This window comes from Citrobacter sp. Cpa228 (genome assembly GCF_030333085.1).
GTDB lineage: Bacteria > Pseudomonadota > Gammaproteobacteria > Enterobacterales > Enterobacteriaceae > Citrobacter > Citrobacter pasteurii.
On sequence record NZ_JAOWGQ010000032.1, the window covers coordinates 33,265 to 46,081 of the forward strand.

The following is a 12,817-nucleotide window of genomic DNA, read 5'->3' on the forward strand; positions in this document are numbered from 1 at the left end:
TTTATGGATATCGAAATGAAAAAATCGCTGGTAGCTGCGGGTGTGGTGGTTGCGCTGGGTATCGTCTGGACGGGCGGCGCATGGTACACCGGAAAGAAACTGGAAACGCATCTCGCCGAGATGGTGACGCAGGCAAATGATCAGATCAAACGCTACTCACCTGAGGCAGGAATTGAACTGAGTTATCAAAACTACCAGCGCGGCGTGTTCAATAGCCAACTGCAACTGGTAGTGAAACCCATCGCCGGACAGGAAAACGCATGGCTGAAAGCAGGCCAAACTATCGTTCTGGATGAAACGGTGGATCACGGCCCCTTCCCGTTAACCCAGCTTAAGTCATTGAACCTCATTCCTGCTATGGCTTCGGTGAGAACCACACTGGTGAATAACGATGTCACTAAGCCATTGTTTGATATAGCCAAAGGCGAGTCTCCTTTCGTCATCAACTCCCGTATTAGCTATAGTGGCGACACCCGTTCCGATCTCTCCCTCAAACCGTTGAACTACGAGAAAGGCGACGAAAAAGTGGCCTTTAGCGGTGGCGAATTCCAGTTCACCGCAGATAAAGACGGTAACGCGGTTTCCCTGACGGGCACTGCGCAAAGCGGTCAGGTTAATGCAGTCAACGAATACGATCAGAAGGTACAAATTACCTTTAATAACCTGACAACCGAAGGGTCCAGCAGCGTCGCCAGTTTTGGTGAACGCATCGGCGACCAAAAGCTGGCACTCGATAAGCTGTCGATATCGGTCGAAGGCAAAGAGCTGGCCGTGCTGGAAGGGATGGGAATTGATGGTAAATCCGATCTGACTAACAATGGAAAAACCGTGAACAGTCAGTTGGATTACACCCTGAACAGCCTTAAATTACAGGGTCAGGATTTGGGTAGCGGTAAGCTGACGCTGAAAGTGGGTCAGATTGACGGTGAAGCCCTGCATCAGTTCAGCCAGCAGTACAGTGCCCAAACCAAGGCGCTGATGTCGCAGATTGATGTCGTCCAAAACCCAGAGCTGTATCAGCAGAAAGTCACGGAAGCGTTCTTTAATGCGCTGCCTATTCTGATGAAGGGTGAACCGGTAATCACCATTGCGCCGTTAAGCTGGAAAAATGCGAAAGGCGAAACGACGTTTAACCTGTCGCTGCTGCTCAAAGATCCAACCGCGACCAAAGAAGAGCCACAAACGCTGGCTCAGGAAGTGGATCGTTCCGTCAAATCACTGGACGCGAAGCTGACTATTCCTGTGGATATGGCGACTGAGTTCATGACACAGATAGGCAAAATTGAAGGCTATCAGCAGGAGCAAGCCGCGGGTCTGGCGAAACAGCAGGTCAATGGTCTGGCTGCGATGGGGCAGATGTTCCGCATTACCACGATGCAGGACAACACCATCGGCTCCAGCCTGCAGTACACCAATGGCCAGGTAACGCTCAACGGGCAGAAAATGCCGCTGGATGAGTTTGTTGGTATGTTCGGTATGCCGACCCTTGGCGAGCCGGATGTTCCGGCAGTTCCACAACAGTAATTCTTCTCTGAACCAAGCCCGATAATACCGCTTATCGGGCTTTTGATTTCGGCAAGCTACTTCTGCGTGACCAGTCGGGCGGAAAGCGTCAGATTGCGGGAATGGCTGTCATCATTACCAATGCGCTGCAGTATACGTTCAGCCAGGGTATAACCCATTTCGCGTGCCGGGGTACTGGCCCAGATAATGGGAATATCATCCAGCGCGTTTTCCGCCACATCCGCAAATCCAGCCAGTGAAACTTGCTGTTCAAAATAGCGATCGACGCCAATTTCGCCGCTCTGACGCCCCGCTCTCATCAGACCAAACCAGGCGCCAACAGCGATGGTTTCGTTGTAACACACTACGGCGCTGATCGTCGGGTTACGGCGTAACAGTGCAGTAACGGCTTCGGCAGCCTGCTTTTGACTGGATGAACACTCCAGAACCCAATCACTATGAAACGGTAAACCATATTTTAGCAGCGTCGCACAATAGCCGCCGACACGCTCTGCGCGGGTTAAAGAAGAACTCTGTCCACCCAGCCACGCGATGCGCTGGTGGCCGTGCCGAATGAGATGCTCAACCAACAATTGTGCTGCCTGCATGTTGTCGGGTCGGACCGTGTCGACGTCATCCAGGTAACTGGCTCGTGAGGCAAATACTACCGGAATCCCTTTTTCTTCAGCCAACTGTCGCAGCGCATCACTGCTGTCAGCTGCACCTGCAATGACTACGCCATCCACGCCCTGATTAAGTAGCATTGCGAAACGCTGAGCCAATTGCTCACCGTCTTTGCCGCCGTGTAAAAGAAAGACCATCCGACCCTGTGCTTCTAATGCTTCCGTCAGGCCTGCCGTCAGTTCAGCATAAAATGGCGCAGACAGATCGCGTACAATCAGCCCGACCACACCACTCTGACCGCCACGCAGCACCGATGCCTGACGATTACGTACGAACCCCAACTGCTCAATGGCAGCGTTTACCCGCTCCCCGGTTGCGGATGAGATACGCCCTTTTCCACTAAGCACCAATGAGACTGTACTGACCGAAACCCCGGCAGCCAGCGCAACATCATGGATGGTTATTTTTTTGGCTATAGCCATAAAAACAGAAAACTCCCTGATAACGTGACAGATAAAACGTTTTATCAATCGGTTATAGTTATACGCTGTATTATCATTCGATAATGTGATTTATACCGCACTAAAATTAGGTAAAACGTTTTATCTTCTCGCCTTCATTAGTCACCGAGCTTTCACGAGGAGTCGTTAGATGACGACGAGAACCACACCAAAAATAACGTTATGGGAATTTTTCCAGCAGTTGGGCAAAACCTTTATGTTGCCCGTGGCTCTGCTCTCCTTCTGCGGAATCATGTTGGGGATCGGCAGTTCGTTAAGCAGTCACGATGTCTTAACGCTGATCCCCGCATTGGGTAACCCGGTGCTTCAGGCTCTTTTTACCTGGATGAGTAAAGTCGGCTCTTTCGCATTTAGTTTCTTACCCGTGATGTTCTGTATTGCTATTCCTCTCGGTCTGGCACGCGAGAACAAAGGTGTGGCGGCATTTGCTGGGTTTGTTGGCTATGCGGTCATGAACCTTGCCGTTAACTTCTGGTTGACGGCGAAAGGGATTTTACCTACCACTGATGCGGCAATCCTGAAGGCCAATAACATACAAAACATCCTGGGGATCCAGTCGATCGACACCGGGATCCTCGGTGCAGTCATCGCTGGGATCATTGTCTGGATGCTGCACGAGCGCTTCCATAACATTCGCCTCCCGGATGCGTTGGCTTTCTTCGGCGGCACCCGTTTTGTCCCTATCATCTCTTCACTGGTCATGGGGCTGGTTGGATTAGTTATCCCTCTGATCTGGCCTGTATTTGCGATGGGTATTACCGGGCTCGGCAATATCATCAACAGCGCAGGTGAATTTGGTCCGATGCTGTTTGGTACCGGCGAACGTCTTCTGCTGCCTTTTGGCCTGCACCATATTCTGGTGGCCCTCATTCGCTTTACTGAAGCGGGCGGTACCCAGGAAGTGTGTGGTCATAGCGTCAGTGGCGCACTCACTATTTTCCAGGCGCAGCTGAGTTGCCCAACCACGCAAGGCTTCTCTGAAAGCGCAACACGCTTCCTGTCTCAGGGCAAAATGCCGGCATTCCTCGGCGGTTTGCCGGGTGCAGCATTAGCGATGTATCACTGTGCTCGTCCTGAGAATCGACATAAAATTAAAGGGTTATTAATTTCTGGTCTGATTGCCTGCGTCATTGGCGGTACCACCGAACCACTGGAATTCTTGTTCTTGTTTGTTGCCCCAGTTCTGTACGTGATCCACGCCTTATTGACCGGCCTCGGCTTTACCGTGATGGCGGTACTCGGTGTGACTATCGGCAACACTAAAGTAAAATGCACCTCATTAAGAATTGAGGCGTAAAAACAGCTATACCTGTCGCCCCAATGGATTACCAAGGAGGTGATGACCAATGTCTGCACATGTTACAATCTTAAGAAATACAGTACTTCCAGTGAAATTCAATACCATGAATCGTCCACGCTTATATTCATATATCCGTTACTCCAGCGAACGACAAGGTAAAGGTAGTTCGATTGAGCGTCAGAAGAGCTACATTGCTGAAATGGCAAAACAGATTGCTACTGAGTACGATCTGGAGATTTTCGAGGAATACCAAGATTTAGGGGTATCCGCGTACAAGGGTAAAAACGTTCAGGAAGGAGCTTTATCGGATTTCATAGACCAAGTTGAATCCGGTTTGATCCCAAAGGGGTCTTTCCTCTTGATTGAATCCCTTGATCGCTTCTCACGCCAGAACGCCATGCAAGCGGTTAACCTTTTCACCAGCTTATTACTTAATGGCATCACGGTAATTACCGGGATTGATAAACAGGTTTACAGACAGACTGAAGTAAACACCGAGACATTGCAGCAACTGATGTTTAGCGTGATGTTGTTCAGCCGTGCAAACGAAGAAAGTTCAACCAAATCACACCGCACCATTGCAAGTGCTCTGTCCAAGATCAGACGTCACCAGGAACGGAAACCAGGTGATCCTGTAGTCGCAATTAAAGAGTTAGGGTCGGATAAATGGTGGACAGATTCAAGTACTGGATATGTCAATCCGCATCCAGTCCTGTTCCCCATAGCAAAAAAAATTATCCAGTTAAAACAAGACGGTTGGTCAAATCGGATGATCCTTCAACATCTGAAAAACAACTACGATGGACCGGTTATTGGCAACAAAAAATCAAAAGGTATATGGAATATGCAGCATTGTTCCAGAATCCTTGAACCTGCCATTTATGGACGAAAAGTAATCACTGTAAACAATGCAGAATACGTTCTGGATGATTATTACCCTGCGATCATCAGCAAAGATGAATATGAAGCGTTAAAGCTCCAAGTTGGAAACAAAGGATTTGCCCCGAATCGCGAGAGTAATCCAGAAATACCATTACTTTCCGGTATTGGTATTTTGCACTGTGCGCACTGCTCATGTTACATGGTTAAGGCTAAATCAACCCTTAAAAACCATCCACATGCTTACCGTTACCAATGTGCATCCAGAGATTTACATCAAGATTGTAATAAGTGGGGATTCAGGGCAAGCACCCTTGAAAGGACGATTTTACAACTGATAGCCGATAGAATATTCTTACAGACGAAATATCAACCATCTGGTTTAGAAGGGAAAATAGCGGACATACAATCGCAAATTGAGAACTATGTATTGGCTATAGGTTCAGCTAAAAGCCCTGCGATCATTAATAGCCTCACTTCGCAAATTGATCAACTAGAACAAGAAAAACAAAGTCTGATAGTGGAAAAAAGACTATACGATGAATCAATCGTGCAAATGAACACTGAAGGTTGGGACAAGTTCAGGAAGTTTGACATTGATGACGCACTTAACCCTTTACGCACAAAAATAAGGGCAAACATTAAGACCGTTATTATGCGCGTAGATTGCTCCAGAATAGATAAGAAACACAACTTGTTTACCATCACATACCGCGATCAGCATAAACAGCGTATCGTTATCGAAAACAACTCAGGCTGGAAGAAGGGTAAGATTTATGTTGAAGCGCAGACTATCAACGATATTCAAATTCTTGAATCTGAAGGTTTGATACTGCATGACCATATTGACATATTGATCAACCGAGACAAGTTCATGACGGAAGCGAAAAAACGACTAGATCATCCCCGAACACTGATCGATGAACTGACGGAATAAAGGTAAGTGTTAGTGCCATTGTAAAATTGCCCCACAGAAATGTTAGCGTAATCCATCGCTATATAGCCATGAATCGCTCTGTATCTTGTCAGAGCGATTAAAGCAGACTTCAGGCATCGTTCAATATAAAACCCCGTAAAACTTGATACAGAGCGTTGTAGAACAAGGGTTCAAAATTACATCGTATTCATTCTGTCTACGAACTGTACTTATTGCACCGCTCCTTATCGAAACACCTCTATGGTTGCCGGAAACCCCGCACAAAGTAGATTGTTATGTCTTTCAATCGCAGTATTCAAGACTAACCGCTGCCCGCCGCCCGAGGTTAACACCAAGCATATGAACCATTTTAAAACCCTTTAAAAACAATACCCTTCGCATCTTCCCCCTCTTCTCCCCATGTTAATCGATCGTTTTTACAGATCAATTATACAATATTGATAGATTTTATAGATCAATGTAAGATCATGATTCTTCGGTTAGTGTTTCTCGTAAACAAGACTCAAGGAATGAATACTCTGTCCACGATGGAGTGCGAAAGAAAGAAGGTATCCAGAATGACAATTCTTATTAAAACGTTAAAAATCATGGCGTCAGGTGTTGTTTTCGTTTCAGGTTTAACCACCGCCTCCAGTACCGTGTATTTCTTGCCAGAGGCAAAATCAATGGGTGTCGCCAGCAGCGACAAAAACGCACTGATGTTTCTCGGGATGGACAGGGATGTAAATCTGAAGGGAATATGCTTCGCGATGACAAAGCAATCATCATCAATCGTTCCGCTGGTAGATATCACTGCTACAACTGATAACGGCAGATTCACGATGCACGGGTTACGCCCTAATGTCAGTGATTCTAAAGAAGTCGCTTGTTCCTTCGGGTCCGAAGCTGGTGATTTCTTGACTGCCATTTCGAAGTCAACAACCGTTAACGTGAAGCTGGACTTCAATGGCGAGATCCGCAATTACAATTTCGACACTACAGAGTTCGGAAAGGTATTGACTGCGAATGGGCAAGCCGTGGGGGAAAAAGCAGCTAAAGACTACGCTCAGGGAGTAAGGGCACCCGTTTTGTATGATACCAATCACGAAGCCCCTAAAAACAATGCAGAAAAATCAAAGGACGATACACATAGTTTTAAAGCAAGCGATGATAAACTTAATTCAGTCTGGAAAAATCTTAGCTCTGATACACGTAAACGCTTGCTCCCTGCGCAAAGAGAATGGATAAAGAAAAAATCCCAATGCAATAATGAAGAGGCATGTCTTACCCACATGACGGAAAATCGAATTCGTGAACTGGAATCTGAAAATGGAAAATAATCCATCAATATTACCCTTAAACACCAGCTCACTTCATTCTGTGGCTAAAGAGGATACAAAGGACAATATTAGACCATTGTACTTCGCAGATAATGCAATCATCGAATAATGGAAAGAAAAACGCACCTACGTCATAAATGATGTACAACAAAACCAAAGTCAATTCGATTTACCTACTTTGCATTATGATAATAGCATCAACGTCCCAGAAGACATCTTTGATGCTTCTGGGTACATCAAACATTAATGTTAAACCTACTAAAGGGAAGTAGATCATGAAATTATCGGAAACAGCACGTTGGTCAATATTCGGAGTGATAGCCGCAGTAGTATTAATATCCGCGTGGCTATCAAGAGATCCGAATAAGGTAATCAAGCAAGCAGCGGAACAAGCCGCAATACAAGCCGCAGAAGACCAACACGAAAAAATGCTACAGGATCGTCGTGAAAGTGGATTCGTTGAAAAGGTCGACTACACAAACGCATTTGGTGATGTCACCACGCGTTCTGTAAGCGTGCTGGGACGCACGAAAGGAACAATGCTCACAATCAGACGTGAAGGAACAGGAAAGCTCTTAGACGTGTGTTTCAGTGCGATTACTAACGATAAAAAGCGTGAAATTTTCGCCCCATACTTTTCTACCACCGTTTATGCGAAATTCGATGGTGGAGAAACAAAGGAGTTTAGCGCAAGCAGAGGAATCACCGAAGATTTTCTGTGTATATCCTCTCCTCAGAAGTTTCTTTTTGAAATGAGCCACGCCAATCTAATGCAAGTCCAGTTAATCTTTCTGGATCACTACTCCAAAGTTCCAGAAATCCATGAATGGAACCTGAAACAATATAATGCGATGTTCAAATAATAAACAACCAAATAACATTAAAGCTGTAATGCACTTGAATTTTTTGGGTTTGAATTAACACATCGACGGGAGCAAAGCTTCATGTACATTACAAATGATTCTTGATGCGAGTGTTAAAACTTCATATGAAAGTCATGACAACGAATAGGCGTATACCTTTAGCGGATGATGATAACATGCAAAACAATGAAACCAGTTTAGTTTACAGAAATGAGTGGAAAGCTTCCACATCTGACCTTATGTTTAAGGGGAAACTTACAGTCGGACGATTTCACTTGACAGATTACTTCATCGTTCAATATATGAAGCTGTTACATGGAATCGAAATACCCGAATCGTGGGTCAGTAGCTGTTTCACTAACATATCAGATATCACGACCCGTAAGGTTATGTATATGGAAAGCTGTGATATGTTATCTAAAGACACAATGAATGAGATCCGTAAAGCAGTGAAATCCCCCCCTGAGGAGGTTAAAATATATCGCAATGGAGAGCGTCTTGTTAAGATAGAATTTATGGAGAAACAAAATGACCTCAAAATTTAAAAAGTCAACGACAATTGTTGCCTTCTTCTTCGGACTTTATATATTGAACGGAATAGCAATAACACCCAGCCAAGCCAGAACATCTGAATCAATACATTTCTCGAACGGAGGTTCAGCATCTTTACAACAAAACGAACAATCAACAAAATCATCGATAATCGATATACTTCCAAGGCTGTATACAACCGAAGAAGTTTATGCACGATTTCAGGAACATGAGTTCAGAGCAACAAACGACTTCAAAAAGTGTCGATTGATGGTTACAGGAAAAATAAAAAGAATAAGCACTGCCACTTTCAGTAAAAATCCGTTAGTAACGTTACATATCCCTGATTCAAGTGAAGGCTTAAAGTTCTTTTTCGAAAATACGGATTATGATAACAATACTGTAGCAGCATTAAACGTGGGCGATACAGTGATTATTGCTGGATGGAATGCACTACCAGGAACATTTGGGCACATTTTTTTAGATGATTCGCACATCATGACAAAAATGGTTTCAAAGAAGAAGAGGCAAATGCTGGCTTTAAACGGTGGAATTTATGATCGGGAGATTTGTCATAAGTGACGATCTTCAAATGCACGGGACAATCCCATGGAATCACTAATTCAATTGCATTTTCTCGCGCTTCCAAAGCTGTTGATAATTTTCCGCGTCAGTCAACACGGATAATTGAGCAGTTTCTTAAAGCATGGCCTGCCCAGCAAAATGACCAATCACCATAGATAGTAGCATAGCCATGGTACTCCAGAACGTGATTCTAATGATCGCCCTGACAGGAGAGGCTTTACTCACAGCCGCAGATATATAGCCAAGGACCGCCAGTGAAAAAAGGGTGGAAAGGATAATAGACAAAAAAACCAGCTTCGGAGGGGAGAGCCATGCAACGATTAAGGGTAACAGCGCACCAGCGGAAAAACTCAGGGCAGAGAAGACAGCTGCCTGTAGGGGCTGTGCAGAATTTGTATCTGTCAGCCCCAGTTCTTCACGCGCATGAGCATCCAGGGCATCTTTGACCATAAGTTGCTCCGCAACCTGCCGGGCAAGCGCTGGATCCAGTCCACGTTGCATATAAAGTGAAGTCAGTTCCCGCACCTCTCCCTGATAATCAGTTTCTAGCTCCCTTTTTTCCTGGACAAGTGCTGCATTTTCGGTATCGGCCTGAGATGAGACGGAAACATATTCCCCTGTAGCCATCGACATAGCTCCGGCAACCAATCCTGCAACACCTGCAAGTAAAACACCGGAAGGATTGCTATTTGCAGACGCAACCCCAAGAACAAGGCTCGCTGTCGAAACAATCCCGTCATTTGCCCCCAGTACAGCCGCCCTCAACCATCCCACTTTTTCGATGCTATGCTGTTCAATATGCATATATTTTTCCCTTGAAATACGCATACTCATCGGAATTACGGATAAATAGAAAATGCATTGACAGATAATGATGCGGTTATAATCAGTTTTAGCCAACCATTACAGGGCACCTTACCCATCATAACCCTACAACACTATTCGGTTACGGGATTTTTCCTTTGGCTACGGATAGTGAGGAATATATGCAGCAACCCCATCGCACCATGCACCCAGAAATAGGTTTCAATAAATACAGTCAGAAACTTATGTAAATGCAGGATAGTTTCTGTCAATACAGGTGATGCTCCGGGAATCGTATTGAGAGCGAACCAGAATCCACCACATAGCGCAACACCCAATAGTGCAAGTACACCAAGACCCTGAACCAAAGCAGCAATCCCACCAGCATGAGCTTCAGGAAGACGGAATGACATCAGCATTTTGATATCTTCAATCACCCCCCTAAAATTAAGGGTCAGCCAGGCAAAATAATAACGAAATCCTCGTTGGGTCAACATCCAAACAAGCATTACGACCCCAAGGGCAATAAGTGATAATCCGCTGACAATATGGAACCATGTGACGAACCCAGTGAGTGTATAGTCACTAAGCGCATCGCTTTCAGTAAGATTTGAACTAATAATCTGCAATAAAATCAGTACAGCTACGATGATATGCAGCACTCGGAAAAATGGTGTGTCTCTATGAGGAAGAGCATTACGTAAATTTTCGTTCATAATTTAACCTCTTTGTAGGGTTAGTTGTCCATATCAATATCATGCCTTTTTATTAACGAAACCTTAACTTCTCAAAACAAATCAGCACTCTTTAATCAGAGAATGGCACTTACTCTTATAGATGCAGAAACATATCCCTTCCAGTCATACCAGCACCAGATTTAATTGTGCTCTCTGCACTGAAATGGTCAAGCCAGAACCAATGCGGCTTATCCCACTGCGCTACCTATCTCTTTGCTATAATCCGGTTTAAATGGTTATATAAGGATTAATCCGGTACTGAAGACAATATCTCAGACAAAAATGGAAACTGGGCTAGGCAAATCATATCGATCTGTCGTCGAAGGTCTGCTTCATCATCGGTGTGGCGACCAAGACTTAAGTAATAATTTTTTCCACCATAGATAGCATAGATGATCCAATGCCCAGTCATTTTTTGCTCGTCAGCTCTTCGCTTCCAGTTTTCCGTAACGGCTTCATGAGCGATAAGAACAGCGTCCTCAGCAGTAAAGAATCGTTCTTCACCAGATTTCATGGACTCTTCCACCTTCGCTTTCAGTCGTGGTAAACCATAATTTTTCAGCGCAATTTGTATATTGCGAGCCATAACATCTAATCCAGCGCCATGATAATGCTTGTGCCACAAACCCCGAAGATAAGGTTTCCGGTTAAACATCATCGGTGGTTTGGTTCTGCTTTCTCCTCGTAATGGTTTACCTTCTAGGCAAAAAATCTCATCAACAATAATGAAAGGATTTTCTCGTCCGGACATATGAGAAGCATAAAGCTGCAAAATCATTAACCCGCTTATTCTTCGAAGTATTCCTTCATCCATTCCGAGATGAAGCATGATGTTCATTATTTCTTCAGTCTTATCATCTTCGCCATTCATAAAACGATGGGGGGAGTTCATCGATGCTGTGCCTCAAACTCAATGTGACAGATACATGTTATCACGCAAACTAAGGACCTACTTACTCGGAAGATAAATTCAGTAGCGTTAACATCTCATTAAGGTATACCTGATAAAGACCATGACACAAAGTCTCAATAGGGTTAAATTTAACTCTATTGACAGCAAAAAAACGTAATGTATCATATGGGTATTAATGTGATGCTTAAAAGATAATCCATAATGAACGTCCGTATCTACTGCCGTGCATCTACTGAAGGCCAACATGCTGATCGTGCATTAGTTAGCTTGCGCGAATTTGCGCAAAGCAAAAGCTGGTCGGTTGCCGGAGAATACATTGAGAATGCAAGTGGTGCGAAGCTGGAGCGTGTTGAACTAATGCATCTACTGGCGGAAGCACAACCTGGTGATCTACTTCTTATTGAAGCGATTGACCGTCTCAGTCGTCTTCAACATGAAGAATGGGCTGAACTCAAAGCTACGCTGAACAGTAAAGGGCTGGTGATCGTATCAATGGACTTACCGACCAGTTGGCAGATGGTTGAAATGTCCGGTAGTGACCTAACCAGCGGCATTCTGAGGGCAGTCAATGCAATGCTGATCGATATCCTTGCGACAATGGCAAGACAAGATTATGAAACCCGACGTAAACGCCAGGCACAGGGTATAGCAAGAGCAAAACTGGCAGGTTTGTATACGGGGAAAGAAAAGGATATGCAAGCCCGTGAAGTGGTACGCGAAATGTTGGCACAGAACGTTAAACCAGCCCACATAATGAAAGCTGCTGATATAAGTCGTGCAACGTTCTACCGGATCAAAAAGGAATTGGTAAGCTAGTTCAAAGTAAGTGTATCAGCTCGGACTCGAACTGACAGTTACCGCAGACAGAGTACAATCAAATCTGACTGTCCGCTCTGAGCGAGGAGCGGACGTCGTAGAGACATGAGAATAAGAGCGGCTAGGTTGTGGATTTTGTGCTTTTTACTCCCATCCCATTTCTTTGTAGGTCTTACTATCCTGTTCAGGGAAATCAGTTTGATATTCACCCCAATTACGGAACGTATAATATTTTTTCATTGCTTCAAGGTGCGAGTCTGCATCACATGTCCACACTAATCTGTAGTCCAGATCCAGCAATTTCCGAGCAGAGTCTCCCAGTGGACCGGCAAGACAAAACAAATCTAAACCAGCTTCATTTGTCCACAGCTCGTGCTTCATAATTTTATCCCCATGGACTGCCATCCATGAATTAATATATCACGATGTTAGCAACGTCCGCTCCTGGCACGGAGCGGACTGTCAGATTAAGTCCGGCCCTGCGC

11 protein-coding genes and 1 pseudogene are annotated in these 12,817 nt (G+C 44.9%); 7 read left to right on the plus strand and 5 right to left on the minus strand.

Translation table 11 applies throughout. The features are described 5' to 3' along the window. Positions 1 to 15 precede the first annotated feature (15 nt). Positions 16 to 1,524, plus strand: coding sequence for a YdgA family protein (locus OGX91_RS03435; RefSeq protein ID WP_286625455.1), 1,509 nt, complete (start codon positions 16 to 18; stop codon positions 1,522 to 1,524). 56 nt (positions 1,525 to 1,580) lie between these two features. On the opposite strand, the gene OGX91_RS03440 is transcribed toward OGX91_RS03435, so the two are convergent. Continuing rightward, positions 1,581 to 2,609 (minus strand): Mal regulon transcriptional regulator MalI, encoded by a 1,029-nt coding sequence (locus tag OGX91_RS03440; protein WP_040233854.1) that lies wholly within the window; start codon positions 2,607 to 2,609, stop codon positions 1,581 to 1,583. Between the two features lie 169 nt (positions 2,610 to 2,778). On the opposite strand from OGX91_RS03440, the pseudogene malX reads away from it, so the two are divergent. From malX to OGX91_RS03465, 5 genes and pseudogenes are all read left to right on the plus strand, one after another. After that, a pseudogene (gene malX, locus OGX91_RS03445) lies at positions 2,779 to 3,909 on the plus strand (PTS maltose transporter subunit IICB); the annotation flags it as partial. A gap of 85 nt (positions 3,910 to 3,994) precedes the next feature. Then, entirely contained in the window at positions 3,995 to 5,764 is a 1,770-nt protein-coding gene (locus tag OGX91_RS03450; RefSeq protein ID WP_214623872.1) for a recombinase family protein, read from the plus strand. A 557-nt stretch (positions 5,765 to 6,321) separates the two neighbouring features. Next, on the plus strand, positions 6,322 to 7,083 hold the full coding sequence (locus tag OGX91_RS03455) for a lysozyme inhibitor LprI family protein (protein ID WP_286625459.1): 762 nt from the start codon (positions 6,322 to 6,324) through the stop codon (positions 7,081 to 7,083). A gap of 275 nt (positions 7,084 to 7,358) precedes the next feature. Next, the gene (locus tag OGX91_RS03460; protein WP_286625461.1) at positions 7,359 to 7,946 is read left to right on the plus strand and encodes a hypothetical protein; all 588 of its coding nucleotides are present in this window, start codon (positions 7,359 to 7,361) and stop codon (positions 7,944 to 7,946) included. A gap of 528 nt (positions 7,947 to 8,474) precedes the next feature. Further along, the gene (locus OGX91_RS03465; RefSeq protein WP_286625463.1) at positions 8,475 to 9,059 is read left to right on the plus strand and encodes a hypothetical protein; all 585 of its coding nucleotides are present in this window, start codon (positions 8,475 to 8,477) and stop codon (positions 9,057 to 9,059) included. Positions 9,060 to 9,176: 117 nt separating this feature from the next. Here the strand turns inward: OGX91_RS03465 and OGX91_RS03470 are convergent, their stop codons facing one another. The 3 genes from OGX91_RS03470 to OGX91_RS03480 form a co-directional block, all read right to left on the minus strand. After that, positions 9,177 to 9,866 (minus strand): VIT1/CCC1 transporter family protein, encoded by a 690-nt coding sequence (locus OGX91_RS03470; protein WP_286625501.1) that lies wholly within the window; start codon positions 9,864 to 9,866, stop codon positions 9,177 to 9,179. Between the two features lie 134 nt (positions 9,867 to 10,000). Beyond that, positions 10,001 to 10,582 (minus strand): cytochrome b/b6 domain-containing protein, encoded by a 582-nt coding sequence (locus OGX91_RS03475; RefSeq protein WP_126542506.1) that lies wholly within the window; start codon positions 10,580 to 10,582, stop codon positions 10,001 to 10,003. Between the two features lie 268 nt (positions 10,583 to 10,850). Beyond that, entirely contained in the window at positions 10,851 to 11,495 is a 645-nt protein-coding gene (locus OGX91_RS03480; protein WP_286625467.1) for a hypothetical protein, read from the minus strand. 222 nt (positions 11,496 to 11,717) lie between these two features. Between OGX91_RS03480 and OGX91_RS03485 the strand changes: the two genes are divergently transcribed. Next, entirely contained in the window at positions 11,718 to 12,332 is a 615-nt protein-coding gene (locus OGX91_RS03485) for a recombinase family protein (RefSeq protein WP_192468786.1), read from the plus strand. Positions 12,333 to 12,476: 144 nt separating this feature from the next. On the opposite strand, the gene OGX91_RS03490 is transcribed toward OGX91_RS03485, so the two are convergent. Continuing rightward, the gene (locus OGX91_RS03490; protein ID WP_044702835.1) at positions 12,477 to 12,713 is read right to left on the minus strand and encodes a hypothetical protein; all 237 of its coding nucleotides are present in this window, start codon (positions 12,711 to 12,713) and stop codon (positions 12,477 to 12,479) included. Positions 12,714 to 12,817 lie beyond the last annotated feature (104 nt).

Bases quoted from the DNA above. Each gene is read 5' to 3' on its own strand.
- OGX91_RS03435 (WP_286625455.1), top strand. From the start codon at position 16: ATGAAAAAATCGCTGGTAGCTGCGGGTGTGGTGGTTGCGCTGGGTATC.
- OGX91_RS03440 (WP_040233854.1), bottom strand. From the start codon at position 2,609: ATGGCTATAGCCAAAAAAATAACCATCCATGATGTTGCGCTGGCTGCC.
- OGX91_RS03450 (WP_214623872.1), top strand. From the start codon at position 3,995: ATGTCTGCACATGTTACAATCTTAAGAAATACAGTACTTCCAGTGAAA.
- OGX91_RS03455 (WP_286625459.1), top strand. From the start codon at position 6,322: ATGACAATTCTTATTAAAACGTTAAAAATCATGGCGTCAGGTGTTGTT.
- OGX91_RS03460 (WP_286625461.1), top strand. From the start codon at position 7,359: ATGAAATTATCGGAAACAGCACGTTGGTCAATATTCGGAGTGATAGCC.
- OGX91_RS03465 (WP_286625463.1), top strand. From the start codon at position 8,475: ATGACCTCAAAATTTAAAAAGTCAACGACAATTGTTGCCTTCTTCTTC.
- OGX91_RS03470 (WP_286625501.1), bottom strand. From the start codon at position 9,866: ATGCATATTGAACAGCATAGCATCGAAAAAGTGGGATGGTTGAGGGCG.
- OGX91_RS03475 (WP_126542506.1), bottom strand. From the start codon at position 10,582: ATGAACGAAAATTTACGTAATGCTCTTCCTCATAGAGACACACCATTT.
- OGX91_RS03480 (WP_286625467.1), bottom strand. From the start codon at position 11,495: ATGAACTCCCCCCATCGTTTTATGAATGGCGAAGATGATAAGACTGAA.
- OGX91_RS03485 (WP_192468786.1), top strand. From the start codon at position 11,718: ATGAACGTCCGTATCTACTGCCGTGCATCTACTGAAGGCCAACATGCT.
- OGX91_RS03490 (WP_044702835.1), bottom strand. From the start codon at position 12,713: ATGAAGCACGAGCTGTGGACAAATGAAGCTGGTTTAGATTTGTTTTGT.